The sequence below is a fragment of the Nonomuraea sp. NPDC049419 genome, assembly GCF_040676995.1.
GTDB lineage: Bacteria > Actinomycetota > Actinomycetes > Streptosporangiales > Streptosporangiaceae > Nonomuraea > Nonomuraea salmonea.
On record NZ_JBFAQB010000006.1, the window covers coordinates 12225 to 37604 of the forward strand.

Annotated in this window: 20 protein-coding genes; 9 read left to right on the plus strand and 11 right to left on the minus strand. The window is 71.6% G+C overall.

Annotated elements, in window-relative coordinates:
* Positions 1-274: 274 nt before the first annotated feature.
* A complete protein-coding gene (locus AB0K12_RS19735) occupies positions 275-1057 on the minus strand; it encodes an MBL fold metallo-hydrolase (RefSeq protein WP_364562772.1) in 783 nt (260 codons plus the stop codon).
* Between the two features lie 87 nt (positions 1058-1144).
* Here AB0K12_RS19735 and AB0K12_RS19740 point away from each other — a divergent pair, with 87 nt between their 5' ends.
* Positions 1145-1732 (plus strand): ABATE domain-containing protein, encoded by a 588-nt coding sequence (locus AB0K12_RS19740; protein WP_364562775.1) that lies wholly within the window; start codon positions 1145-1147, stop codon positions 1730-1732.
* A 180-nt stretch (positions 1733-1912) separates the two neighbouring features.
* On the opposite strand, the gene AB0K12_RS19745 is transcribed toward AB0K12_RS19740, so the two are convergent.
* Positions 1913-3226: a PHB depolymerase family esterase gene (locus tag AB0K12_RS19745; protein ID WP_364562778.1), complete on the minus strand. Its 1314-nt coding sequence runs from the start codon at positions 3224-3226 to the stop codon at positions 1913-1915.
* 468 nt (positions 3227-3694) lie between these two features.
* Between AB0K12_RS19745 and AB0K12_RS19750 the strand changes: the two genes are divergently transcribed.
* From AB0K12_RS19750 to AB0K12_RS19775, 6 genes are all read left to right on the plus strand, one after another.
* The gene (locus tag AB0K12_RS19750; protein ID WP_364562781.1) at positions 3695-5167 is read left to right on the plus strand and encodes an endo-1,4-beta-xylanase; all 1473 of its coding nucleotides are present in this window, start codon (positions 3695-3697) and stop codon (positions 5165-5167) included.
* Between the two features lie 339 nt (positions 5168-5506).
* Positions 5507-7525, plus strand: coding sequence for an RICIN domain-containing protein (locus tag AB0K12_RS19755; RefSeq protein WP_364562784.1), 2019 nt, complete (start codon positions 5507-5509; stop codon positions 7523-7525).
* A gap of 64 nt (positions 7526-7589) precedes the next feature.
* Positions 7590-9011, plus strand: coding sequence for a non-reducing end alpha-L-arabinofuranosidase family hydrolase (locus AB0K12_RS19760; protein ID WP_364563938.1), 1422 nt, complete (start codon positions 7590-7592; stop codon positions 9009-9011).
* A 109-nt stretch (positions 9012-9120) separates the two neighbouring features.
* On the plus strand, positions 9121-10179 hold the full coding sequence (locus tag AB0K12_RS19765; protein ID WP_364562787.1) for a LacI family DNA-binding transcriptional regulator: 1059 nt from the start codon (positions 9121-9123) through the stop codon (positions 10177-10179).
* 63 nt (positions 10180-10242) lie between these two features.
* Positions 10243-11307 (plus strand): LacI family DNA-binding transcriptional regulator, encoded by a 1065-nt coding sequence (locus AB0K12_RS19770; RefSeq protein WP_364562790.1) that lies wholly within the window; start codon positions 10243-10245, stop codon positions 11305-11307.
* Between the two features lie 62 nt (positions 11308-11369).
* Positions 11370-12380 (plus strand): LacI family DNA-binding transcriptional regulator, encoded by a 1011-nt coding sequence (locus AB0K12_RS19775; RefSeq protein WP_364562792.1) that lies wholly within the window; start codon positions 11370-11372, stop codon positions 12378-12380.
* 211 nt (positions 12381-12591) lie between these two features.
* Here the strand turns inward: AB0K12_RS19775 and AB0K12_RS19780 are convergent, their stop codons facing one another.
* Positions 12592-13647 (minus strand): hypothetical protein, encoded by a 1056-nt coding sequence (locus AB0K12_RS19780; protein WP_364562794.1) that lies wholly within the window; start codon positions 13645-13647, stop codon positions 12592-12594.
* Positions 13648-13752: 105 nt separating this feature from the next.
* On the opposite strand from AB0K12_RS19780, the gene AB0K12_RS19785 reads away from it, so the two are divergent.
* Both AB0K12_RS19785 and AB0K12_RS19790 read left to right on the plus strand, forming a co-directional pair.
* Complete coding sequence (locus AB0K12_RS19785) at positions 13753-15081, plus strand: SWIM zinc finger family protein (protein WP_364562796.1); 1329 nt, start codon at positions 13753-13755, stop codon at positions 15079-15081.
* The gene (locus tag AB0K12_RS19790) at positions 15078-18317 is read left to right on the plus strand and encodes a hypothetical protein (protein WP_364562799.1); all 3240 of its coding nucleotides are present in this window, start codon (positions 15078-15080) and stop codon (positions 18315-18317) included. The genes AB0K12_RS19785 and AB0K12_RS19790 overlap by 4 nt, the downstream gene beginning before the upstream one ends.
* Before the next feature lie 106 nt (positions 18318-18423).
* Here the strand turns inward: AB0K12_RS19790 and AB0K12_RS19795 are convergent, their stop codons facing one another.
* From AB0K12_RS19795 to AB0K12_RS19830, 8 genes are all read right to left on the minus strand, one after another.
* Positions 18424-19116, minus strand: a complete 693-nt coding sequence (locus AB0K12_RS19795; protein WP_364562801.1) for an aspartate/glutamate racemase family protein — start codon at positions 19114-19116, stop codon at positions 18424-18426.
* Between the two features lie 13 nt (positions 19117-19129).
* On the minus strand, positions 19130-20500 hold the full coding sequence (murF, locus tag AB0K12_RS19800) for a UDP-N-acetylmuramoyl-tripeptide--D-alanyl-D-alanine ligase (RefSeq protein WP_364562804.1): 1371 nt from the start codon (positions 20498-20500) through the stop codon (positions 19130-19132).
* Positions 20497-21453, minus strand: coding sequence for a D-alanine--D-alanine ligase family protein (locus AB0K12_RS19805; RefSeq protein ID WP_364562806.1), 957 nt, complete (start codon positions 21451-21453; stop codon positions 20497-20499). The genes murF and AB0K12_RS19805 overlap by 4 nt, the downstream gene beginning before the upstream one ends.
* A gap of 113 nt (positions 21454-21566) precedes the next feature.
* Positions 21567-22793 carry a cytochrome P450 gene (locus AB0K12_RS19810; RefSeq protein ID WP_364562808.1) on the minus strand — a complete coding sequence of 409 codons (1227 nt, stop codon included), beginning with the start codon at positions 22791-22793 and terminating at the stop codon, positions 21567-21569.
* Positions 22697-24022: a cytochrome P450 gene (locus AB0K12_RS19815; RefSeq protein WP_364562810.1), complete on the minus strand. Its 1326-nt coding sequence runs from the start codon at positions 24020-24022 to the stop codon at positions 22697-22699. The genes AB0K12_RS19810 and AB0K12_RS19815 overlap by 97 nt, the downstream gene beginning before the upstream one ends.
* Positions 24019-24597: an ATP/GTP-binding protein gene (locus tag AB0K12_RS19820; RefSeq protein WP_355418269.1), complete on the minus strand. Its 579-nt coding sequence runs from the start codon at positions 24595-24597 to the stop codon at positions 24019-24021. Before AB0K12_RS19820 ends, AB0K12_RS19815 begins: the two co-directional genes overlap by 4 nt.
* Positions 24578-24928 (minus strand): DUF742 domain-containing protein, encoded by a 351-nt coding sequence (locus AB0K12_RS19825; protein ID WP_364372198.1) that lies wholly within the window; start codon positions 24926-24928, stop codon positions 24578-24580. The genes AB0K12_RS19820 and AB0K12_RS19825 overlap by 20 nt, the downstream gene beginning before the upstream one ends.
* Complete coding sequence (locus AB0K12_RS19830; protein ID WP_345405362.1) at positions 24925-25377, minus strand: roadblock/LC7 domain-containing protein; 453 nt, start codon at positions 25375-25377, stop codon at positions 24925-24927. The genes AB0K12_RS19825 and AB0K12_RS19830 overlap by 4 nt, the downstream gene beginning before the upstream one ends.
* Positions 25378-25380 lie beyond the last annotated feature (3 nt).

Consider the following 25380-nt stretch of genomic DNA (forward strand, 5'->3'; position numbering starts at 1 on the left):
GCGGGAGACATCCCGGCTCCGGACAGGCGCGTTGGTTGTCACGATGAAGGCTCATCTCAGGAAAAAGACACGACCCAGAAGCCGCCGGCGACGATTCCGGCGAGCCGGACACTCACTCCGCCGGCCCAAGACCGGCCGATCGGCCGGTTCGGTGGCGGTCCCGGCGAGCGGAAAGCCCCACCAACCCGGGACCAGGCGATCGGCCGGACTCGGCCGGGCTCGGCCGGACTCGGCCGGGCTCGGCCGGGCTCGGCGAGCCCGGCAGGGCTGAGGGTCAACCCCACCAGCCCAGGTCCAGGCGATCGACCAGGCCGGCGGTGGTGAAGGCGGCGATCAGGGTGTCGCGGCCCTCGGTGAAGTGGGCCCAGCCCTCGTAGTGGACGGGGACCACGCGGCGGGCGTGCAGGATCTCGGTCGCCGTGACGGCCTCCGCGCTGCTGAGGACGATCTGCTCGCCGCCGAAGAGGATGTCGAATCGGGGCGCTCCGGCGAAGAGGATGGCGGTGTCCACCGGGCGGTAGCGCTCGGCGACCTGCCTGACCGCGTCCAGCGAGGCGTTGTCACCACTCACGTAGACCGTGGGCAGCCCCTCGCCGGTCAGGACGAACCCCGTGACCTCCCCGAGGATCGCCTCGACCTGCTCGCGCGGGCCGGGCCCGTGCACGGCGGGCACGCCGGTGACGGTGACGGTGCCGCCGCCGGAACGTTCCACCTCGATCGACTCCCACGCACCGAGCCCCTTGGCTCCGCCTCCCAGGCGCCGCGCGCCCCCGGGCGTGGTGAGCGTGAGCGGGACGTCGGCGAGCAGCGCCCGGCCGGCGGTGTCCAGGTTGTCCGGGTGCTCGTCATGGGAGAGCAGGACCACGTCGATCGGGCCGAGGTCGGCCGGTGTGGCGGCGGAGTGGCCCGTCTTGGTCAGCCGCCCACCCGGTACGGCGTAGTCACCGGGCGCGTCGAAGGTCGGGTCGGTCAGAAAGCGCAGGCCGCCGTAGTCGAAGAGGGCGGTGGGCCCGCCGATGACGCGGACGGGGAACGGCTCGGGGGCCGGGTCGGTCATGTCGAGTACCTCACGGATAGGAAGCGGTTCATCCGTGATGAAGGTAGAGGAGTATCACGGATGAGCGCAAGCCGTACCATGAGAGGCATGAGCGAGACCCCGACCGCCGCGCCCGTCCTGCCGCCCGCGCCAGGGGCGGCCGACTACGTCGCTCTCGACTTCGTCAACAGCGCGATCGCGCTGCCGGGCGGGCAGTTCATCGACCTCCTCGGCACCCCGGCGTCGACGAACCGGTGGCTCGCCGAACGGGGCCTCGCCCCGCCCGACGCCGGAGTGCGGGAGATGTGCGCCACACAGCTGCGCTCGCTGCGCGAGCACGTCAGGGCGCTGTTCGCCGCCCGGGTCGCCGGGCTGCCCGCGTTGCCCGCGGCTCTGTCCGCCGTCAACGACGCGCTGACCAGGGCGCCGACGGCCGCCCTGCTGTACTGGGACGAGAAGACCGGCCCATATCGTGCGGCGCCGTGCCCCGTCAACGAGATCCTCGACCACGCGCTCGCGGCCCTCGCCGCCGACACCGCCGACCTGCTCACGGGGCCGGACGCCGAACGCCTCACCGGCTGCGGTTCCACCCCCTGCAACCGCTACCTGCTGCGCCACGGCCGCCGCCACTGGTGTTCCACCCGGTGCGGCGACCGTGCCCGCGCCGCCCGCGCCTACGCCCGCCGCGCCCGATGACGCCCCATCATGCCGGTGGCGATGCGGGAGCGCGGGACGGTCCGCGTTGCCGCCGGACGCGAGGCCGGAGCGCCCGCGCCGGAAGTCGTCCTCTGCTTCCGGCGCGGGCGGGTCTGCGACCCATCCGGTGCGGGCGGGTCCGCGGCTATGGCCCCCAGGCGCAGGGCCGGACGGTGGCGGTCAGGTGTGGGTCCAGCGCTGGTTGGCGCCGCCGTGGCAGCTGTAGAGCTGCAGGCGGGTCCCGTTCGCGGTGCCCTGGCCGACGGCGTCGAGGCAGAGGTTCGACTGGACGCCGGTGATGCTGCCGTCGGAGTTGAGACGCCATTGCTGGTTGGCGCCGCCGTGGCAGGCGTAGATCTGGATGCGGGCGCCGTTGCCGGAGCCGGCCGCGTCCAGGCACTTGTTGCCGTAGACGCGCAGCTCGCCGGATGAGGTCTGGGCCCACTGCTGGTTGGTGCCGGTGTTGCAGTCCCAGAGCTGGACGGCGGTGCCGTCGCTGGTCGAGCCGTTCGGCACGTCCACGCAGCGGCCCGAGCCGGCGCCCCTGATCTGCCCCTCACCCTCCGGGTCCGGTGGCGGGGTCGTGCCGCCGCCGTCGAGGCCGAAGAAGCGGATGGCGTGCGCGGCCATGCCGTTGTGCGGCAGGTCGTGGCCGGCGCCGTTGATCGTGTACGCCTCGACCTGCCCGGAGCCGTAGACGCGCCGGGTCCAGCCGGACTGCGGGCTGTCGGTGGAGGTCGGGGTCTGGCTCAGCCCGTGCACGTTGGTCCACTGGTCGATCTCCTCCTGCAGCATCGAGTACGGCAGGACGGAGTCGTTGGTGCCGTGCCAGGCCGTCACGCGCGGCCGGGCTCCGGTGTAGCCGGGGTAGGCGTTCCTGACCAGGTCGCCCCACTGCTGCGGCGACTTGTCCCCGCAGCCGGCCGGGCCGAGGCACGCGTACGGCACGCCCGCGAACGGGGCGCCGGCCTTGAACACGTCGGGGTATGTGGCGAGCAGGTTGAGCGTCTCCATCGCGCCGGAGGAGAAGCCGGTGGCGAACACCCGTTCCGGGTCTCCCGAGTGGCGCTGGAGCACGTAGTCGACCATGGAGACGATCGAGACGGGGTCGCTGCCGCCGCCGTGCCGCAGGGCCTCGTTCGACCACACGTCGAAGCAGTTCGACATGCCGTTGGCGCTCTTGTTGGCCTGCGGGTAGATGACGATGAAGCCGTGGCGGTCGGCCAGCGAGGCGAACTCGGTCCCCTGGTGGAAGCCCTGGGCCCAGCCGTTGCACCCGTGCATCGCCACCAGCACGCCCGGCCGGGCCGCGGGACGGTCGGGGACATAGAGGTACATACGCAGGCCGCCGGGGTTGTTGCCGAAGTTCGTCACCTCGGTCAGCGCCGCCGCCGACGCTTGCGGGGCGGTCAGGGACAAGGACAGGCCGGTCGCGAGCGCCGCGATGAGCGCCACCAGGCCGGCACCGATGCCGGCGTACCTTCGCGTTCTCATGCTGCACGTCCTTTCTGGGGGCCGGACGCTTGCTGTTAGCGCTAACAAGGTGGTGTTGGTGGTGGCGGATCGGAGCAAATCCGAGCCGCAACGTTCTGTCAAGGGCCTCCGGGTGGCCTCGCGCCGCGTGCAGGCGGCCCACCTGCGGCATCGGAGAGGGACGCCGTGAAAGTTTCATCGACGGCTGAGCGCTCCGGACCGCCTTCCGAAACTTTCTCTCCGGCTGATCAGGTGTTCCGGCATGCCGCGACGAGGCGTCGGAGAGGCGTGATTCCGAAAGTTTCACTGAATCCTTGACAACTTTCGGAGCGATTCCCAGACTGAGACCGCACGACGATCTCCCCTGTCAGAAACGGTGGTGTGCGGCAGGGGGCGCCGTCACGACCGCCGTGGTGCGCACCGCGGCGTCGCCGCCGCGGGTGTCCCCCGCCGGCTTCCTTCCCCCGACACGTACATGGAGGCTCAGGCATGGGCGAGAACGCCATGTCCCCACCCACCTTCCCGCCCGCGCCCGGCGGGCGCAAGCGGGCACTGATCGCCGGCGTGGTGAGCGCCATCGCCGGGATCGGCGTGATCGCGGCGATGACGGCGCCCTTACCCGCGCAGGCCGCCGAGAGCACGCTCGGCGCGGCGGCCGCGCAGACCGGCCGCTACTTCGGCACCGCCATCGCTCAGGGCAAGCTCGGCGACGGCCAGTACACCTCGATCGCCTCGCGCGAGTTCAACATGATCACCGCCGAGAACGAGATGAAGATCGACGCCACCGAGCCCAACCAGGGGCAGTTCAACTTCAGCGCCGGTGACCGCATCTACAACTGGGCCGTGCAGAACGGCAAGCGGGTGCGCGGCCACACCCTGGCCTGGCACAACCAGCAGCCGAACTGGATGCGGTCGATGGAGGGCGGCTCGCTGCGCCAGGCCATGATCAACCACATCAACGGCGTCATGAACCACTACAAGGGCAAGATCTACGCCTGGGACGTGGTCAACGAGGCCTTCGCCGACGGCAACTCCGGCGGCCGGCGCGACTCCAACCTGCAGCGCACCGGCAACGACTGGATCGAGGTGGCCTTCCGCACCGCCCGCGCCGCCGACCCGAGCGCCAAGCTCTGCTACAACGACTACAACATCGACAACTGGAACTGGGCCAAGACGCAGGGCGTCTACAACATGGTCAGGGACTTCAAGGCGCGCGGCGTGCCGATCGACTGCGTCGGCCTGCAGTCCCACTTCAACAGCAACAGCCCGTACAACAGCAACTACCGCACGACCATCTCGAGCTTCGCGGCGCTGGGCGTCGACGTGCAGATCACCGAGCTGGACATCCAGGGCGGCTCGGCCACCACGTACGCCAACGTCGTCAACGACTGCCTGGCCGTGTCGCGCTGCACCGGCATCACGGTCTGGGGCGTGCGCGACACCGACTCCTGGCTCGGCAGCGGCGCCCAGGCGCTGCTCTTCGACGGCAACGGCAACAAGAAGGCCGCCTACACCGCGGTGCTCAACGCGCTGAACGGCGGCGACACCGGGACGCCCGGCCCCGACCCGGAGGGTGAGGGGCAGATCAGGGGCGCCGGCTCGGGCCGCTGCGTGGACGTGCCGAACGGCTCGACCAGCGACGGCACCGCCGTCCAGCTCTGGGACTGCAACACCGGCACCAACCAGCAGTGGAGCCAGACCTCATCCGGCGAGCTGCGCGTCTACGGCAACAAGTGTCTCGACGCCGGAGGCAGCGGCAACGGCGCCCGCATCCAGATCTACTCGTGCTGGGGCGGCGACAACCAGAAGTGGCGCGTGAACTCCGACGGCAGCATCACCGGCGTCCAGTCGAACCTCTGCCTCGACGCCGTCGGCCAGGGCACCGCGAACGGCACGGGGCTGCAGCTCTACACCTGCCACGGTGGCGCGAACCAGCGGTGGACCTACAACTCCGGGTCCTGACCGCGGCTTGAGCTCTCGTCCCGGTCCCGGACGGGCGGGTGCCGGGACGAGATCGAGCCGGCCGGTGACCACGTCCCTCGGGGGCGCGGTCACCGGCCGGTCGTAACGTACTGGATTTCCGCATGAAATTTTCATGACCTCGCCTCGTCCTCCGGACGGCGCGAAACGCCAGGCAGGAGCGCCCGCACGGCGGTCTCGTCCCTCCCGGCGTGAAACGTCCATCGTTGACGCCAGGCGGAACCGTCGGATGTACTCCCCGACAACGCGCCTGAAGAAGGAGGGTCACGGCTTCATGCGAAACGAAATGTTAGCGCTAACAATCAGCATTGGAAGTTCCCCGTGAGGCGCGCGCTCGCGATCCTCTCGTCCCTGCTGCTCATCGGTGTGCTGCTGACACCACCGGCCCACGCGGCGACCGTCGACACCAACGCCTGGTACGTCCTGATCAACCGCAACAGCGGCAAGGCGCTCGACGTCTACAACCTGGCCACCAACGACGGCGCCCGCATCACCCAGTGGAGCCGCAACAACCAGAACCAGCAGCAATGGCAGTTCGTCGACTCCGGCGGCGGCTACTACCGCATCAAGTCACGCCACTCCGGCAAGGTCCTCGACGTGTCCGGCTTCTCCACCGCCAACGGCGCACCCGTCGTCCAGTGGAGCGACCACAACGGCACCAACCAGCAGTGGCGGCTGGCCGACAGCTCCGACGGCCACGTCCGCCTCATCAACCGCAACAGCAACAAGGCCCTCGAAGTGCAGAACGCCTCCACCAGTGACGGCGCCGAGATCGTCCAGTACGACGACTGGGGCGGCGCCAACCAGCAATGGCAACTCGTCAGGACCGACGGAGGCGGCTCCGGCGAGACCTACGGCAACCCCGTCGTCTGGCAGGACTTCGCCGACGGCGACATCATCCGGGTCGGCGACGCCTACTACTACTCGGCCTCGACCATGCACTACTCCCCCGGCGCGCCGATCCTGCGCTCGTACAACCTGGTCGACTGGGAGTACGCCGGGCACTCGGTGCCGCGGCTCGACTTCGGCTCGGGCGCGTACGACCTGAGCGGCGGACGGGCGTACGTGAAGGGCATCTGGGCCTCGACGCTCAACTACCGGCCGAGCAACTCCACCTACTACTGGATCGGCTGCATCGAGTTCAACCGCACGTACGTCTACACCGCCTCCGCCGTGGACGGCACCTGGACCAAGCGCTCGCAGATCAACAACTGCTACTACGACGCGGGCCTGCTCATCGACACCGACGACACCATGTACGTCGCCTACGGCAACGGCACCATCAGCGTCGCCCAGCTGTCCGCCGACGGGCTGAGCCAGGTGCGGGCGCAGCAGGTGTTCCAGACGCCGAGCAGCGTCGGCACCCTCGAGGGAGCCCGCTTCTACAAGCGCAACGGCTACTACTACATCTGGCTGACCAGGCCCGCCAACGGCCAGTACGTGCTCCGCTCCACCTCCCCGTGGGGCCCGTACGAGATGCGCCAGGTCCTGCTCGACCTGCCCGGTCCCATCTCCGGCGGCGGCGTGCCGCACCAGGGCGGGCTCGTCCAGACGCAGAACGGCGACTGGTACTACATGTCCTTCGTCGACGCCTACCCAGGCGGCCGGGTCCCGGCGCTGGCGCCGATCACGTGGAGCGGCGACTGGCCGGTGCTGCAGACCGTCAACGGACGCTGGGGCGTGACGTACCCGAAGCCGAACATCCAGACGTCCAAGACCGTGGCGCCCATGATCGGCCCCGACACGTTCTCGTCGGGCACCCTCGGCCACCGCTGGGAGTGGAACCACAACCCCGACACCAGCCGCTACTCCACCGGCAACGGCCTGCGCCTGCAGACGGCGACCGTCACGAACGACCTCTACAACGCCCGCAACACGCTGACCCACCGCATCCAGGGGCCGCAGTCCACGGCGACGATCGAGCTCGACTACTCGCAGATGGCCGACGGCGATCGCGCCGGCCTGGCGATGCTGCGCGACCAGTCGGCGTGGGTCGGCGTCCGGCGCGACAACGGCGTCACCCGGGTCGCGATGACCGACGGGCTGACCATGAACAGTTCGTGGCAGACCACCGGCACCGGCACGGAGGCGGCGAGCGCTCCCGTCTCGGGCGGCCGGATCTGGTTGCGGGTCACCGCCGACGTCCGGCCGGGGTCGGGCCGGCAGGCGCGCTTCTCCTACAGCACGGACGGCAGCACGTACGTGAGCCTCGGCCGGGCGTTCACACTGAACAACGCCTGGCAGTTCTTCATGGGCTACCGCTTCGGGATCTTCAACTACGCCACCCGGTCGCTCGGCGGCGCGGTGACCGTGCGCCGCTTCGACCTCACCGCACCCTGATCGAACCCCCCTCTCGAGAAAGGCATGCTTCGTGAACCGCAGACTCCTGGCCGTCCTCGCGGCGCTGGGCTCGTTATTGGCGAGCCTGCTCGTCGCCCTACCGGCCCGCGCGGCCACCGTGGACACCAACGCCTGGTATGTCCTGGTCAACCGCAACAGCGGCAAGGCGCTGGACGTCTACAACCTGGCCACCAACGACGGCGCCCGCATCACCCAGTGGAGCCGTAACAACCAGAACCAGCAGCAGTGGCAGTTCGTCGACTCCGGCGGCGGCTACTACCGCATCAAGTCCCGCCACTCCGGCAAGGTGCTCGACGTCTACAACTTCTCCACCGCCAACGGCGGCTCCATCGTCCAGTGGAGCGACCACAACGGCACCAACCAGCAGTGGCGGCTGGCCGACAGCTCCGACGGCCACGTGCGGTTCATCAACCGCAACAGCAACAAGGCGCTGGAGGTGCAGGGCGCGTCGACCGCGGACGGCGCGAACATCGTGCAGTACGACGACTGGGGCGGCGCCAACCAGCAGTGGCAGCTCGTCAAGGTGGACGGCGGCACCGACCCCGGCAACCCCGGACAGTGCGATCTGCCGTCGAGCTACCGCTGGACCTCGACGGGGCCGCTGGCGCAGCCGCGGTCGGGCTGGGTGTCGCTCAAGGACTTCACCGTCGCCCCCTACAACGGCCGGCACCTGGTCTACGCGACCACGCACGACACCGGCACGCGCTGGGGGTCGATGAACTTCAGCCCGTTCAGCAACTGGTCGGAGATGGGCTCGGCCAGCCAGAACGCCATGAACTCCGGCACCGTCGCGCCCACCCTGTTCTACTTCGCGCCGCGCAACATCTGGGTGCTGGCCTACCAGTGGGGCAGCTCGGCCTTCTCGTACCGGACCTCCACCGACCCCGCCAACCCGAACGGCTGGTCGGGCGAGCAGCCGCTGTTCACCGGCAGCATCTCCGGCTCCGGCACCGGCCCCATCGACCAGACGCTCATCGGTGACGGCTCGAACATGTACCTGTTCTTCGCCGGGGACAACGGCCGGATCTACCGGGCGAGCATGCCCATCGGGAACTTCCCCGGCAACTTCGGCTCGTCCTCGACGATCATCATGAGCGACTCGACGAACAACCTGTTCGAGGGCGTGCAGGTCTACAAGCTGCAGGGCCAGAACAAGTACCTGATGCTGGTCGAGGCGATCGGCTCGCAGGGACGCTACTTCCGTTCGTTCACGGCGACCAGCCTGAACGGCACGTGGACGCCGCAGGCGGCGAGCGAGGGCAACCCGTTCGCCGGCAAGGCCAACAGCGGCGCCACGTGGACCAACGACATCAGCCACGGCGAGCTGGTCAGGGCGAGCGCGGACCAGACGTTCACCGTGGACCCCTGCAACCTGCAGCTCCTCTACCAGGGCCGCAGCCCGAACAGCGGCGGCGACTACGGCCTCCTCCCCTACCGCCCCGGCCTGCTCACCTTGCAGCGCTGAGGCCGTGAATCCAGGCCGGGGCCGCACGGCGGCCCCGGCCTCCCGCTGTCATCAACGCCACCGAAAACTAAGGTCCGAAGGCCCGAAAACAGCTGGCTAGACTTTCGGCATGAGCATGGTCGCAGGGCCGCCCGACGACGGCGCCGCGCAGTCACGGCCGCTGACCATCGCGCAGCTCGCCGAGCTGGCCCAAGTCTCCACGGCCACCGTCTCGAAGGTCGTCAACGGCCGTACGGAGGTCAGGCCGGAGACCCGCGCACTCATCGAGCGGCTCATCCACGAGCACGGCTACCGGCCGCAACGGCGCCGCGCCCCCTTCGCGCCCCTGGTGGAGCTGGCCTTCGGCACCCTCGACGGCGAGGCGCCCGCCGAGGTCGCGGCAGGCGTCGAACGGGTGACGCGCGAGCACGGCATGGCCGTGACGCTGTCGCGGCTGCGGCACGGCGACGACCAGGGCAGAGACTGGATCGAGGGGGTGCTCAGCCGCCGTCCCACGGGCGTGATCTCGGTGTTCTCCAGCCTCACCGGCACCGAACGCGAGCAGCTCGCCACCCGCGGCATCCCGCTCGTCCTGCTCGATCCACGAGACGAGCAGCCGGCCGAGGTCGCCTCGGTGGGCGCGAGCGACTGGAGCGGCGGCCTCATGGCCACCCGCCACCTGCTCTCGCTCGGCCACCGCCGCATCGCCGCCGTCGGCGGCCCCGCCGACGCCCTGGCCGGCCGTGCCCGCCTCGACGGCTACCGCACCGCACTCGACATGGCCGGCCTGCCCGCCGACCCCGAGCTGATCGCCGGCCCGGGAGACGCCCCTGAGCTCCTCCTGCGCCTGCCGTCACCACCGACGGCCATCCTCACCTGCGACGACGGCCAGGCCGCCGGGGTCTACCGCGCCGTGCACCGGCGCGGCCTGCGCATCCCCGAGGACGTCAGCGTGATCGGCTTCGACGCCCCGCTGGCCGGCCGCTGGATGGACCCGCCCCTCACCACGATCCGCCGCCCGCTCCCCGAGATGGCCGCGACCGCCGCCGACCTGGTCCTCGCCCTGGCCCGGGGCGAGCGCCCCGCCCGGCATCGCGTCGAACTGGGCACCGACCTCATCCTCCGAGGCAGCACCGCATCCCCTGCGGACAGCCGAACGTTACTGTCGAATCACCGAAAACAATCTTGACGCTCGTCGCCGGAGCGGCTTAGCCTGACGCCGCATGCTGCCGTACGCCGGAAGAGGGACAGATTGCGGCCACCCGCCGAGCGCCACCTCCCGATCATGGCCGACGTGGCCAGGCTGGCGGGCGTCTCCCAGCAGACCGTCTCCCGCGTGCTGAACAAGCACCCGAGAGTGCGCGAGGCGACGCGGGCGCGCGTCCTGCACGCCATCGGCATCCTCGGCTACCGCCGCAACCTGGCCGCGCGAGCGCTGGTCACGAGACGCTCCCACCGGCTCGGCGTCATCGGCTTCAACACCACCCTGTACGGCCCCGCCAGAACCGTCCACGGCATCGAACAAGCGGCCAGAGAAGCGGGCTACTCCGTCAGCGTCCTCAGCCTGCGCACCATCAACGCCCCCACCGCGACCGCGGCCGTCAGCAGCCTGGTGGAGCAGGGCGTGGACGAGGCCATCGGGCATCTGGTCGAGCAGGGCGTGGACGGTGTCGTCGTGGTCGCGCCGCAGCTCGCCGCCGCGCGAGCCCTGGCCGGCCTGCCTCCCGGCCTGCCCGCCGTGGCGATCGAGTATCCACACCACCGCCACGTGCCCGTGGTCCGCGTGGACCAGGCCGAAGGCGCGCGGCAGGCGACCGCTCTCCTCCTCGCGCTGGGCCACGAGACCGTCTGGCACGTCAGCGGCCCGGACGGCTGGCTGGAGTCCGAGGGACGACGCGAGGGATGGCGAGCCGCCCTGTCGGCTGCGGGACGCGGGATCCCCGAGCCGCTGACGGGCGACTGGACGCCCAGATCCGGATACGCGGCAGGCGGGGAGCTGGCCCGGGTCTCCGGACTGAGCGCGGTGTTCGTGGCGAACGACCAGATGGCGCTCGGCCTGCTGCGGGCGTTCAGCGAGGCGGGGATCAGGGTGCCCGAGCAGGTGTCCGTGGTGGGGTTCGACGACGTTCCCGAGTCCGCGTACTTCACCCCCGCCCTCACCACCGTCCGGCAGGACTTCGGACAGGTCGGCAGGCTGAGCATCGAGCTGCTGCTCGGGCGGATGGACGCGACGGAACCTGTCGCTCACGAGGTGCTGGTCGTTCCGCCCCAGCTCATAGCCCGCGACAGCACCGCCAGAGCGCGAAACGTACGCTGAGGGCCTGATCTTGACAGGCGGGGATCGCCCTGGTTCGGGCTTCGCCTGGCTAGACTGCGGCCATGACCACGGAGTCGTCTCCTCTCACCATCGCTCAGCTCGCCGAGCTGGCCGGCGTCTCCACCGCGACGGTCTCCAAGGTCGTGAACGGCCGTTCAGAGGTGTCCTCCGAGACCCGCGCCGCCGTCGAAGAGCTCATCCGCCGCCACGGCTACCGCCGCCAGCGCCGCCGCTCCACCCCCACGGCCCTGGTCGAGCTGGTCTTCCACGCCCTCGAGGGCGACTACCCCGTCGAGATCACCAAGGGCGTGGCGCAGGTCGCCCGCAAGCACGAGCTGACGGTGGCGGTCTCCGACGTCCACCGTGACAGCGCCGAGGGCGACGCCTGGCTGGAGGGCGTGCTGCGGCGGCGGCCGAGCGGCGTGATCGCGGTGTTCTCCGGCCTGACCCTGGCCCAGCACGACCTGCTCGCCCGCCGCGAGATCCCGCTCGTCCTGCTCGACCCCGCCGACACCCCCGGCGGCGACGTCCCGTCCGTCGGGGCGGGCAACTGGCACGGCGGCCTGACCGCCACCCGCCACCTCCTCGACCTCGGCCACCGCCGCATCGCCATCATCACGGGGCCCGACTCCGCGCTGTCCAGCCGCGCCCGCCTCGACGGCTACCGCACCGCCCTCGACATGGCCGGCCTGCCCGTCGACCCCGCGCTGATCGGCCGCGGCGACTTCCTCATCCAGGGCGGCCTGACCGAGGCCCTGCGCATGCTGCGCCTGCCCGACCGCCCCACGGCCTTCTTCGCCACCAACGACGGCCAGGCCATCGGCGTCTACCACGCCGCCCACCAGCTCGGCCTGCGCATCCCCGAGGACCTGAGCGTCATCGGCTTCGACGACCTGCCCTCGGTCCGCTGGGCCATCCCACCCTTGACCACGATCCGCCAGCCGCTGGCCGACATGGCCGCCGCCGCGACGTCGATGCTCCTGACATTGGCCCAAGGCGAACAACTGACGCAAAACCGCGTCGAGCTGGCCACCGAACTCATCATCCGCGCAAGCACCGCCCCACCCGTCTGACACACGAGACGACGCATGAGAGCCTCCCGGGTGGAGACGTTCGAGCACTACAGGGCGCTGTGACGCGAGATCGGGCGGCTCTCGGTGGCCATGTGCTGGACCGTCATCGTTCCCGACGAGGGACGCAGATCCTTGGCCGAGGTCGTGCGGCATGCCTTCGGCGACGCAGCGGGTGAAGACCGTCCTCGAAGCATGAGGGCCGGCATCGACGTCAGAATCCCCTCATGGGCTCGCAGGACGGAGCGCCCACCTCGCACATGTAACCGCCCTGGTAGGCGGTGTGCTCGTGGAGCTTTCCCGGGTTGCGGAAGGGCTTGCCGGCAGGTGTGCCGTCGGATCTCACGATCATTTCGCCAGGCTTTCCATCGACGATCACCTTGACGACGAGCTCCCAGTCGATATCCCAGGTGGAGCTGACGGCGAGAACCTCGAAGACTATCGGTTCGTTAAGAGTGAGATAGACGAACTTCTCATCGAAGTACGCGCGCCCCGGTCGTCCGCTCTCGTCGACGCTCCTGAGACGCTCCATGGTCGAGCTCGCGTCAAAGATGAGGATGCCGGGTTCGATTTCTTCGGCACCGCCGGTAGGGCCCCTGAGCTTGAATCCCGTTGGCGGCTTTCGACGTTCCAGAACCCTGCCGACGACATCGGTGATTCTGACTTCACCCCTTCTGCGTCCGGTCAGCGACAACTTGAAGCGAGTCCTGGCCGCGTCGCAGGCCGAGGTCAGGCAGTAGCTTGAGTATCGGATGCCGCCATTGGCGGCGGCGAAGTCGATCACCGACCTCGGCGTGGACGGCAGATTCCTCAGTTCGTTCAGCGCGTGCTCCGGTAACGGCTCATCGAACACCCACCCCATGTCGACATCCTCGTTCCACGACTCCTCGATGCCGACTCGGACCGGTGGCTCCGCTGCGGACACCCCTTCTTTGACGTCCTCCTGGAAAGGTCCGGCTACTACCGTGGCCACGAAAACTATGACGGCCAGCACGATCGGCACGGTGACGCCGGTGAGTATGGCGATCCTGCGCTGGGATCGATCTTCGCCGGGCTTCTCCTGGCCGGGCGGCTGAACGGGTCGGACCGCAGGTGGGGCTTCGCGGTAAGAAGGAGGGCTCTCCGTTGGAGGCGCCCAGCTCGTGCTGCGGTCCGGTGGCCGCTTCTTCTGGGCCGCCACCGTTAGTGGAGGATCGTCGGGCGACTTCCCCGGCGCAACCGGTTCTTGGAGGTCGTCCGGCGGAGGTGCTTGGTCTTCTGGGGCTGTCATGAAGCCATGATGGGCGACCGCCTTGGCACGGTCCAGGCTTGTTCCAGCCGGGCCCCGATCGTTCCGGGTCCAAGATTGTCGGTGGGGCGATCTATCGTCCCCGCCATGACTGCAGCGACGCAGGCGTACACGTACGCCGCGCCTTCCTCCCTTGTCGACGGCCGCCTCGGATTGGCGACCTCCGGTGGCAGGGCCCTGTCCGGGCCCGCCCTCGCCCCCCGCTTCTTCAGCGGCGTGGTCACTCAGGCGGCTCCGGCCGCGGCGGCGCTGCTCGGCGTCGCCGATGTGGCGCTCGCCCGCTACCACCAGCCGCAGTCGCGGCCCGGCTGGGTGCGCGACCCCGTCGTCACGTGCAACGGCGACCGGCTGCGCTTCGAGTCGTTCTCCGCCTGCGGCGGCGTCTACGCCCGGCTCGACCTGCTGGGCGGCGCGCTCGACGGCGAGGTGTTCGACCGGGGCACCACCAACGTCGACGTGAACGCGCCCCTGCGCGAGGCGCTGGCCCGCATCGGCGCGCGCGACCCGCTGCACCTCGGGGTCGGCCTCGACGAGCTGGTGGTGACCACGGGCGACGGCGCGGTGGTGGAGAAGAAGGTGCCGCTGCCCGAGCGCTGGCTGCGCGGGTTCGCCGAGGTGCAGGTGATCGCCTCGGGCATGGACCAGCGGGGCGAGCTGGCGGGCATGGCGGCGGTGCGGTTCCTGCGCGGGCTGCCCAAGCGCGGCACGCTGTGGGTGACGCAGGCGGGGCGGGAGCTGAAGGCGTCGGAGCGGCAGGCTCCGGGGTCCGTACGCCTGGCCGGCCCCAACCGGCTGGCCACCCTGCTGCCGCTGCTGCGTTTCGCCAAGACCCTGCGCGTCTACGGCGCCGCCGACGCCGCCTCCAGCGCCTGGGAGCTGGAGCTGCCCGGCATGCGTTACACGCTGACCCTCTCCCCCGAGGGCTGGCGTGGCTTCTCGGGCGAGGGCGCGGTGCTCCACGACCTCGCCACCGACGAGGCCGAGAACGACGCCGACGTGGTGGGCATGCTGCTCAACTTCGAGCCCGAGGTCGAGATCGGCCTGCTGGCCGACCGGGCGGGCATCCCGGCCGGCCGCGTACGCGCCGCGCTGACGCAGCTCGGCGTCGCCGGCCGGGTCGGATACGACCTGGCGGAGGCCGCGCACTTCCACCGCGAGCTGCCGTACGACAAGGACAACGTGCTGCTGCTCAACCCGCGCCTGGCCAAGGCGCGCAAGCTGGTCGAGGCAGGCGCGGTGCGGCTTGAGGGCGAGCTGGCGACCGTGCGCACCTCGGGCGGCGAGCGGCGGGTGTCGCTGACCGACGGGTCGTGTACGTGCGAGTGGTGGTGGGACCATCGCGGCTCCCGCGGGCCGTGCAAGCACGTGCTCGCGGCCAGGATCGTCGCCCGCGCCGCCGTGGAGGTCTCCCGATGAGCCTCTGGACGGAGATCCGTACGCTGATCAGCGAGAACCGGACCGCCAGACTGGCGGACCGCCTGGTCGCGCTCACGGACGAGGAGCGCGCGGAGCTGGCGGGCCGGTTGCCCGGCCTGGTCAAGGAGCTGCGCGAGGCGTTAACGGAGAAGCTGCGCGCCGAATACCACGAGAGCCACGAGGATATGATCTCCTGGCAGGTCGCCGACGCGATCAGGATGGTGGCCGGTGGGCTGCTGCTGGCCGGGGTGGGGGTCATCGGCGGGCCCGCTGCGGCGGTGTCGTGGATGACCAGCCGCGACGTCAACCGCCGCTGGGCCCGCGACATCGACGTCGCCCAGGTGTGCCGGGTGGCCGCCGCGCGCTCGCCGGAGTGGCGTCGTGAGGTCGCGGCCCGGCTGGCGCTGCGGGTGCGCCGTCCGGCCGATCGCATCGCGCCACTGGCCGTGGCGCTGCTGCGCGCATCCGGTGCCACGCCGCCCGACCACGACCCGCTGGTGGCCGCCTGGCTGGCCGCGCCCGGCGTGTCCGACGATCCCCTGCTGCCGGTGCTGCTGCCCCGCATCTTCACCGCCGACGGCGCGGGCCGCGTCCTGCGTGAGGAACGCCTGGAGCCTCGCCCGACCCGCTGGCTGGCCGCCGCCGCGCGCCAGCTGCCGCGGCAGGAGGCGCTCGACGGGTGCGTGAGCCGTTTCCTGCGCGGCGGCGACATTCAGGACCTGCGGTTCTTCGTCCGGCTGCACACGCTGCTGGAGCCCACGCCCGCCGAGTCCGCCGCCCGCCTGCGCGACTACCTGCGGCTGCTGCCGTCGGCGCCCGGCACGGTCGCCGAGCTGGCCGCCGGGCAGGTGCGCGCGGCGCCGCCGCTCGGCCACGCCGACCTGGTCGAGGCGGTGGAGGCGCTCACGTTCAGAGCCGAGGCCAAGCTCGCGGTCATGGGCCTGCGCTGGCTCGACGAGGGGCTGCGGGCCACGCCCGACACGCCCGACACGGCCGGCGACTTCGTTCCGGCGCTGACGACCGCGTACGCGCACACGTCCTTCGAGGTGCGCAACCGCGCGGTGGAGCTGACGCTCAAGCACGCCGGGCTGCTCGCCGATCACGCCGAGGCCGTCCGCGACGGCTTCGAGCACCTGCCCGCCGACCAGCGGGCGCGGCTGGCCGCGCGGTTCGGCGGGGAGGTCCCGGTCGAGGAGCAGCAGCGCAGGGTGTTCCCGCCGCTGCCCGCGCCGCGGCAGGCGGAGCCGTTCCCCGAGCCGTCGATCCAGCCGGACGCCGAGGAGCACTGGGTGCGCAGGGAGTGCTGGCTCGCGGCCTTCGTCGCGGGCGTCGCCGACGACCGGGCCCGCCTGAGCGGCGAGCTGAAGCCGCAGGTCGAGCGCGGCCACTGGCATCCCAGGAAGGTGCTCAAGGAGCCCGACCACTGGCAGCTGGCGCTGGCCTCCGAGCTGGTGACTCCCGGCGCTCTGCCGGAGGTGCCGCCGGTCCAGCCGCAGAAAGCCTGGGACAACGCGAGCCATTCCGTACGGGTACGCGCCATCCCGCGCGGCGAGGAGCCCCCGCCGGAGCCGCGTCGCGGTGTCAGAGGGTTCGTGGTGTTCGGCGGCTACCGTCCTGGCCGCTACCTCGACGACGACAGCCCGCTGCGCGTCATCGACATCACCTGGACCAGCGACGAGGGTCCGGGCGCCGCGGTGGCCCGCGAGAACGGCAAGGAGGTCCCCCTCAGCGGCGGCCGGATCCACCTCGACTCCCCCGCTGACCACCGGCAACCGGAAGAGGAGTCTCGGTGGGACGTCCTCACCGCTCCGGCCCCTGGGGAGGACGAAGAGGACCACGCGTTCTTCGGGGCGCCTGTCCACCGCCGCGCGTCACGGTCGCGGCCCGGCGTCCGCTACGACGCCTCCGACGAGGCCATGCCGTTCCACATCCTCGAGGACGTCTACGAGCGCATGGCCGAGCTGGGCGTCGCCCCTGACAGGATCGCGGCGATGCGCGCCGGGCAGCCGGTGCCCGCGCCGGCCCCGGACGAGCCGCTGGTCGAGGTGACCGTCTCCTACATGCCGGCCCGGCTGCGGTCCTTCATGCCGGAGGAGCTGCCCGAGCCCGAGGAGTGGCGGCGGCGCAACCGGCTGCCGCGTGGCGGCTCGGTCGCCCCGCTGCACGACTTCCTGCTGCACCGCTACGCCGAGCTGGCCGAGGCCCTGCGCGCCGACGCCTTGCCGCCGGTGCTGCTGGCCACGCCGACCTCGACGAGCGGTCACCTCGACCCCGGCGTGCTGGTCGATCGTTTGGCGCTCTGCGCCGCCGCCGGGGTGGAGCCGCTGCCCGCCGACCTGGCCCAGGCGCTGCTGCGGCTGCCGCGCGGAACGCACCCTGCGGCGGCCGCGCGGGCGGCGGAGATCGGCTCGGAGGCGGCGGCCTCGGCCGCCCGGTGGCTGGCCGAGGGCGGCATGGCCGACCCCGAGTGCGGGCACGTGTGGCAGCACATGGTCGGCGCGTCCATGGTGGACTTCGGCGACAGCGAGCCCGAGCACTTCACCGAGGTCAAGCTGCGGCCCGTGGTGCGGGTGACGGCGCCGAGCGGTCATCGGCTGATCGACGAGGTGCTGCTGCGGGAGCCGGACTACTGGCGGCGGGACGAGTCGCGCGGCCGGCTTTCCGCCTGGGCGGCGATGGTGCCCTCGCATCCCGAGATCGTGGCCGTCAGCGCCCTGCCCGCCCTGCTCCACGACTACTGGGGTGCGGGGCTGTTCCCCGCGGACGTCGCCGCCCTGGAGCTCTCGGACGGTCCGCTGGGTGAGGCCACGGGGGTGATCATCGCGTTCATGCTGGGCGGTCAGCTGCACGGCACGCTGCCGCTGGTCCTCAGCCTGGCCGCGCGGGGCACGCTGCCGTGCGAGGCGATCGGCCGGCAGCTCGCGCTGGTGCTGCGCCGCACCTGGCGGGAGACCAAGGCGGCCATCGCGGCGCTGACCGAGCTGGCCGAGGCGGGAGGCCACCACGAGGTGTGGCGCATCCTGCGGGGCCTGCTCCCCGAGCTGGTCCCCGGTACGGGGACGGATCGGCGCATCACCGTCACCCACACCACCTGGGTCGCCTTCGCCGCCGAGGTGGCCGCGTGGACGGACGCCCGCGGCGAGATCCCGGTCATCACCGGCCACGCCGGCACCCGCAGAAAGTCCCGCTTCGCCCACGAATGCCGCAACCTGCACGCGCTGCTCACCGCCCCATGACCGCCCAGGGCGCCCGCGCTCACGCGTGGCGCCCTGAGGCCGGCCTGCCGGGGTGAAGGCGGCGATCCGGGGCCGGCCCGCCAAGGTCAAGGCGGCTCCCCTGGGGTCAGCCCGACAGGGCGAAGGTGGCCGCGGCTTCGGCGTGCAGGCGGGCGGTGGGGAGCAGCGGGACGGTGGTGTCCTTCTCGGTGATCAGGAGCTCGATCTCCGTGCAGCCGAGGATGACGCCCTCGGCCCCGGCGGCGGCGAGGCCGTCGATGATCTCGGCGTAGGCGTCCCTGGACGCCTCGCGGATCACGCCGCGCACCAGCTCGCCGAAGATCACGTCGTGCACCAGGTCCCGCTGCTCGCGCGGCGGGACGATCACCTCGAAGCCGTGGGAGGCCAGGCGGTCGCGGTAGAAACGCTGCTCCATGGTGAAGCGGGTGCCGAGCAGGCCGACCTTGCGCATGCCCCGGGAGCGGACCTCGGCGCCCACGGCGTCGGCGATGTGCAGCACGGGCACGCCGGTGGCCCGTGCCACGTCGTCGCTGACCTTGCTGAAGGTGTTGCTGCAGACGAGCAGCACGCCGGCGCCGAGGTCCTCCAGCTTGCGGCCGGCGTCGGCCAGCAGGGCGCTCACCTCGTCCCAGCGGCCGGCGAAGATGAGGTCCTCTACGGTGGTGTAGTCGACGGACCAGATGAGGCTGTCGGCCGAGTGGCTGCCGCCGAGCCGCTCGCGTACCCGCTGGTTGATGATCTGGTAGTAGATGACGGTCGATTCCCAGCTCAGCCCGCCGATGAGGCCGATCGCGCGCATGTGCGTTCTCCGTTCAGTGGGTGAGGGCGCGGGCGCAGGCGCCGAGCCCGATCTCGCTGGACGCCTTGACGAACACCACGTCCCCTGGCCGCAGCAGCGCGGAGGCCAGGGCGGCGGCCTCGGCGGGGTCGGCGACGGTGTGGACGTGCACGCCGCGGGATGCCGCGGCCTCCGCCATGGCCTGCGGGTCGCCCGCGCCGACCGCGATCAGCACGTCGAAGCCGAGCAGCGCGACGAGCGCGCCGACGTCGGCGTGCCGGGCGCGGGAGGCGTCGGCCTGCTGCCCCATCGCCCCGAGCACGGCGACGGTACGGCGGTCGCCGGCCAGGGCCCGGACCGCCCGCAACCCGGCCCGCATGGACTCGGGATTGGCGTTGTAGGCGTCGTCCACGACGGTGACGCCGTCGGGCCGTTCGACGATCTCCAGGCGGCCGGCCGAGCGGCGCCGGGCGGCGGTCAGGCCCGCGGCGATCCCGGCGGCGTCCAGGCCGAGCGCGGTGGCGACGGCGGCGGCCGCCAGGGCGTTGGCGACCTGGTGCGCGCCGATGAGGTCCAGCTGGACCGGGGCCCGGCCGGTCGGGGTGATCAGGTCGAACGCGGCACGTGCCCGCCCGTCCAGCCGCACGTGCTCGGCCCGCACCTGGGCCTGCGGCGCGCGCCCGTACAGCAGGATCGGCGCCCGGGTACGGCCGGCCATGCCCAGCACGTACGGGTCGTCGGCGTTGAGCAGCGCGCACCCGTCGGCGGGCAGCGCCTCGACCAGCTCGCCCTTGGCCGCGGCCACGTCGGCGAGCCCGCCGCCCATGCGCTCCACGTGCGCGGCCCCGACGTTCAGCACCAGCCCGAGCCCGGGCGGCGCGATGCCGGTCAGATAGGTCAGATCGCCCTTCCTGCTCGCCCCCATCTCCAGCACCAGGTAGCGGGTGCCGGCGTCGGCCCGCAGCACGGTGAGCGGCAGCCCCAGCTCGTTGTTGAACGACCGCTCGGTGGCCACGGTCGGCCCGTGCGGTTCGAGCACCTGGGCCAGCAGGTCCTTGGTCGTGGTCTTGCCGACGGACCCGGTCAGGCCGATCACCGCCGGGCGCAGCCGCCGGAGCACGTGCCCGGCCAGCCGCCCGAGCGCGAGCTGGACGTCCTCGACGACCAGCGCGGGCGCCCCGACGGGCCGCGCGGCGAGCACCGCGACGGCGCCGCCCGCGACGGCGGCACCGGCGAAGTCGTGCCCGTCCACGTGGGCGCCGGCCGTGGCGGCGAACAGCCCGCCCTGCCGCACCTCGCGGGAGTCCACCGCAGCCGGGGCCGACACCACCGTCCCGGGGCGGGCCACGTCGTGCAGGCGCGCGCCGACGACCTCGGCGATCTCGCGCAGCGTCATGGGGATCATCCGCGGCTCCGCGCGAACGCGAGGTCGATCAGGCGGCGCAGGAGCTCCGGGTACGGGACGCCGCTCGCCTCCCAGCACCTGGCGTAGACGGACCGCGCGGTGAAGCCGGGCATCGTGTTGATCTCGCCGACGTACAGGCGGCCCGTCTCCTCCTCGTAGAGGAAGTCGACCCGGGCCAGCCCGTAGCCGCCGATCGCGCGGTAGGCGCGCAGGGACAGCTCGCGCACATCGCCCGCGATCCGGTCGGGCAGGACGGCGGGGATGGCGGCGATCTCGGCCTGGCCGAGGTACTTGGCCTCGTAGTCGAGCCAGTCGCCGGGCACGAGCAGCTCGCCGGGCACCGAGACGTCCGGCTCGTCGTGGTCGCCCAGCACGCCGCACACGAACTCCCGCGCGGTCACGCCCTGCTCGACGACCACCACCCGGTCGTGGGTGAGCGCCAGCTCCACGCCGGCCCGCAGCTCGTCCATGGAGGTGACGCGGGAGATGCCGATGGAGGAGCCCATGTTGGCCGGTTTGACGTACATCGGCCAGTCGAGCGGCTTCACCAGCGCCCACGGGTCGGTGGTGGCGCGCCACTCGCGGCCGGAGAACCACACGTGCGGGGTGACCGGCACGTCCTCCGCGACGAACGCGCGCCGCATCGCGACCTTGTCCATCGCGACGGCCGAGGCCGGCACGCCGCACCCCACGTACGGCAGGCCGAGCGCCTCCAGGTGCCCCTGGACGACGCCGTCCTCGCCGTACGGGCCGTGCAGCACGGGGAAGACCACGTCCACCACGTCGCGCCGCAGCTCCACCGGCCACCGGCCGCGCCGGTCGATGATGACCGGGATGGGCTCATAAAGGTCGGCGGGCAAGGCGTCGAGCACGGCCTGCGCCGACTGCAGCGACACCTCGTGCTCGGCGGACGGCCCGCCTCCCAAGACGGCCACGCGTACGCGTTCTGTCACGATTCATCAGCCTTCCTGCAGTGGTTCGGAGCCGGCCCGGGGGCGGCTCCGAATCACTGTGGTGCGGCGATGTCCGCGCGCCGTCAGCGCGATGTCATGATCGTGTCACGGCGTCAGGACGGGTCGTCGAGCAGCAGCGGCAGCTCGCTCCAGCCGTGCGCGATGAACGACGGCACGTGCGGCGCCTCGCCGCTCGGCTCGGCCAGGCGCAAATGGGGGAAGCGGGCGAACAGGGCGGGCAGCGCGGTGAGCGCCTCCTGCCTGGCCAGCGGCGCGCCGATGCAGCGGTGCACGCCGACGCCGAAGGCCAGGTGCTCCGCCTGCTCCCGGGCGACGTCGAACCGGTCGGCGTCCTCGCCGTGCTGGGCGGGGTCGTGGTTGGCCGCCAGGTACGTGGTGATGATGGCGTCGCCGGCCGGGATCCGCGTACCGGCGATCTCGATGTCCTCGATCGCGAAACGCAGCGGCAGGTTGGCGATGGACGGCGCCCAGCGCAGCGTCTCCTCCACCGCCGCCTCCCACGTGATCTCCCCGGCCAGCACCCGGCGGAGCTGCTCGGGGTGGGTGAGCAGGGCGTGGACCGCGTTGCCGATCAGGTTGACGGTGGTCTCGTGCCCGGCGGCGATGAGCAGCAGCAGCGTGTCGCGCAGCTCGTCGTCGCTGAGCCGGTCGCCCTGGTCGCGGGCCTCGATCAGCTCCGTGGTGAGGTCGTCGCCGGGGTGCTCGCGCTTGTAGGCGACCAGGGCGGGCAGCACGGTGGCGATGCGCTGCAGGTTGGCCGCCGTCGCCTCGGGCGTGGCCGTGGTGTCCATGACCGCTTCCATGATCTCGGCCATGTCGGTCCGCATGTGCTCGGGCACCCCGAACAGCTCGCAGATCACCCGCATCGGCAGCGGGTGCGCGTACGCCGACCGCAGATCGACCGGCTGCCCGGGGGGCGTGGCGGCCATGTCGTCGAGCAGCTCGGCGATGATGCGCTCGATGACGGGCTGCAGCGCCTTGCTGCGGCGGGCGGTGAAGCTCGGCGCGATGAGCTTGCGCAGCCTGCGGTGGTCGGCGCCGTACGTGCTGAGCATGTTGCGCACGCCGATCCAGCCCGCGATCCACATCCACTCGGGCCGGCCGCCGACCTCCTCCCACAGCCGCCAGTGCTGCTTGTCCTTGCTGACCAGCGGATTGAGCACGAGCTCCTTGAGCAGGTCGTGCCGGGTGACCGCCCAGGCGGGGATGCCGCCGGCGAGCTCTACGAGGACCAGGGGGCCGAGGTCGCGTAGTCGGCGGGACTCGCCGGGAAGGTCGGTTCCGAAGGGGTCGAGGGCGACGCGCTCTGCGCTGACCAAGGGGATTCTCCAGGCTGGTCGGGGCGGATGGGGGTGAAACTGACCGGAAGGGCGGCCAGTGAGCGGATGAACGGCCCCGGCCGCCACTCGAGCTTCTCGCGCGGCACGTCCAGCTCGAGGTCGCTCAGGTACGAGGTGAGCCGCTCGATGGCGGTCATGGCGATGAGCGTCGCCGGGTCGGAGGCGGGGCAGCGGTGCGCGCCGGCGCCGAAGCCCAGGTAGGAGCCGCCGTCGGAGCGCAGCTCGTCCGGTAGGTGGGTCGGCTCGGTGTTGGCCGCCGCGTAGGACACCAGGACCAGCTCGGCCGGCTGGATCCAGGTGCCGTGGAAGTCGACCGCCCGCGTGGTGAAGTAGGGGCCGTAGTTGGCCATGGCCGGTTCGGCGCGCAGCGCCTCCATGAGCGCGTCGTACGTGCTGAGCGCGCCGTTGGTCAGCGAGCTGTAGTAGCGGTCGTCGCTGACCATGCGGGAGATCGTGTTGGAGATGAGGCTCGCCATCGGGTCGAAGCCGGCGGCCAGCGTGACGACGAGCGCCTCGATGACCTCCTGCTGGGTCAGCCCGGCGGGATGGTCGATGAACCACGAGGTCAGGTCGTCGCCGCGGCTGGCGTACTTCGACTCGATCAGCTCGATGATGTAGCGGTAGTAGTTCTCGGAGCCGCGCGCGCCCGCCTCGGGGTCGGCCTCCATCATGTCGTACAGGGCCGAGATGAGCGCGGCGCTGTCGGAGTCGGGGCGGCCGAGCAGCAGGTTGAACACGCGCAGCGGGATCGGCCTGGCGAACTCGTGCACCAGGTCGGCCGAGCCCTTGGCGGCGAAGCCGCGGATCAGCGAGTCGGAGACCTCGATCACCATGTCGCGCAGCTTGTGCGGCTGGATCATGCTGTAGCAGTCGATCACCACCCGGCGGTAGCGGGCGTGGTCGGCGCCGTCGGAGAACAGCACGTTGTCGCGGTGGGCGAGCATGCCGAGCGCGGCCGCCGCGCCGGGCGTGTCCGGCAGCCTGACCTGCCATGGACGCGAGTCCTTGCTCCAGACGCCGCCGGCGTTGGTCAGCACGTCGAGCGCGGCCTGGTAGCCGATCACCAGGTGCGCCTGGACGCCGGGGGCGATCTCCACGGGCGCGACGGCCCCGTGGCGCTCGCGCAACCGCGCGTAGACCGCCTGCGGGTCGTTGGTGAACTCGGGCCCGTACAGCTTGCCCGCGTCGGGCAGATAACGCAGGGTCATGTCGACATCAGTTCCTTGATGTGCTCCACCAGCGCGATGAGGGAGGCGCGGGCGGAGACGGGGTCGCGGGCGTCGCACACCAGCAGCGGGGTGCGCGGGTCGAGGTCCAGGGCCTGCCGCAGCGCCTCGGCCGGGTACTCGGGCGAGTCGGGGAAGTGGTTGACCGCGACCGCGTACCGGATGCCGGCGTTCTCGACCAGGTCGAGCACGGCGAAGCTGTCGTCGATGCGGCGGGTGTCGGCGAGCACCAGCACGCCGAGCGCGCCGCGCGCCAGCTCCTCCCACAGCACCTGGAAGCGGGTCTGCCCGGGAGCGCCGAAGAGGTACAGCACCACGCCGGGCAGGGTAAGCCGGCCGAAGTCGATCGCGGTGGTGGTCGTGGTCTTCTCGTTGACGCCGGTGAGGTCGTCGACCAGTGTGCCCGCCTGGGTGAGGACCTCTTCGGTGTTGAGGGGCTCGATCTCCGACAGGGCACTGACCATGGTCGTCTTGCCCACGCCGAAGGGTCCGGCGATGATCAGCTTGACCGGGATGTGGTCGGCGCTGATCCGGCTTTCAGAGAGCGCGGAGGCCACTGAGTACCAACTCCAAGATTTCTATGTCGGGTCCGTCCGCGCGCGGCGGATCCCGGGTCAGCAGCGTGCCGGAGGCCGCCAGCCCCGCCACGAGCAGCCGTACCACGCAGTACGGCAGGCCCAGGTGCGCCGCGCACTCATAGACGGACAGCGGGCCCTCCTCCAGGAGGTTCACCAGGTGAGAGCCCGGTGGGTCCAGCGCGCCGTGGACCGCCTCGGGGGCGACGTAGACGAGGGTCGTCCGTTCGACGCTGATGTGTTCTGGCACGGCCAGCTTGGCGGCGGCCATGAAGTCGGGGACGACACGCCGCCGCTGCCGTCCGGAGGTCATGCCGGGGCTTCCGGCGTCCTGGCGGCGCTGGCGTCGTTGAGCGCCTTGATGAGCTTCTGCACCTGGAGCTGCACCTCGTACGCGAGAGACCCGATCTGGACGGCGCCGGTGGCGGCCACGACGATGGCGGCGCGGTCACCGGCGGGAGCGAGGTAGTAGTAGCCGGTGCCCGCGGAGATGACGATGTCCACGACCTCGCCGTCGGCGCCGTTGCTGAGCCCCTCGCACAGGGCGCGGGCGGCTCCCAGCACCGAACTCGTCATCGCGGCCGTACGCTCTCCCGCCTCGACGCTCACGTTGGCGGAGCCGCCGAGGATGAGCCCGTCGCGGCTCAGCACCACGCCGCTGGTGACGCCGGGCAGCGCGAGGAGCGGTGACAGGACCCAGGAGACGTCGAGCGTCAGCGGCCGGCGGCGCGGGCGGGGGGTGGCGGCGGGGGTGTGGTCCATGGA

Coding starts and splice junctions, on each gene's coding strand:
- AB0K12_RS19775 (WP_364562792.1), top strand. CDS start 11,370: ATGACCACGGAGTCGTCTCCTCTCACCATCGCTCAGCTCGCCGAGCTG.
- AB0K12_RS19745 (WP_364562778.1), bottom strand. CDS start 3,226: ATGAGAACGCGAAGGTACGCCGGCATCGGTGCCGGCCTGGTGGCGCTC.
- AB0K12_RS19795 (WP_364562801.1), bottom strand. CDS start 19,116: ATGCGCGCGATCGGCCTCATCGGCGGGCTGAGCTGGGAATCGACCGTC.
- AB0K12_RS19765 (WP_364562787.1), top strand. CDS start 9,121: ATGAGCATGGTCGCAGGGCCGCCCGACGACGGCGCCGCGCAGTCACGG.
- AB0K12_RS19780 (WP_364562794.1), bottom strand. CDS start 13,647: ATGACAGCCCCAGAAGACCAAGCACCTCCGCCGGACGACCTCCAAGAA.
- AB0K12_RS19815 (WP_364562810.1), bottom strand. CDS start 24,022: ATGACCCTGCGTTATCTGCCCGACGCGGGCAAGCTGTACGGGCCCGAG.
- AB0K12_RS19830 (WP_345405362.1), bottom strand. CDS start 25,377: ATGGACCACACCCCCGCCGCCACCCCCCGCCCGCGCCGCCGGCCGCTG.
- AB0K12_RS19740 (WP_364562775.1), top strand. CDS start 1,145: ATGAGCGAGACCCCGACCGCCGCGCCCGTCCTGCCGCCCGCGCCAGGG.
- AB0K12_RS19785 (WP_364562796.1), top strand. CDS start 13,753: ATGACTGCAGCGACGCAGGCGTACACGTACGCCGCGCCTTCCTCCCTT.
- AB0K12_RS19825 (WP_364372198.1), bottom strand. CDS start 24,928: ATGACCTCCGGACGGCAGCGGCGGCGTGTCGTCCCCGACTTCATGGCC.
- AB0K12_RS19735 (WP_364562772.1), bottom strand. CDS start 1,057: ATGACCGACCCGGCCCCCGAGCCGTTCCCCGTCCGCGTCATCGGCGGG.
- AB0K12_RS19790 (WP_364562799.1), top strand. CDS start 15,078: ATGAGCCTCTGGACGGAGATCCGTACGCTGATCAGCGAGAACCGGACC.
- murF (WP_364562804.1), bottom strand. CDS start 20,500: ATGATCCCCATGACGCTGCGCGAGATCGCCGAGGTCGTCGGCGCGCGC.
- AB0K12_RS19750 (WP_364562781.1), top strand. CDS start 3,695: ATGGGCGAGAACGCCATGTCCCCACCCACCTTCCCGCCCGCGCCCGGC.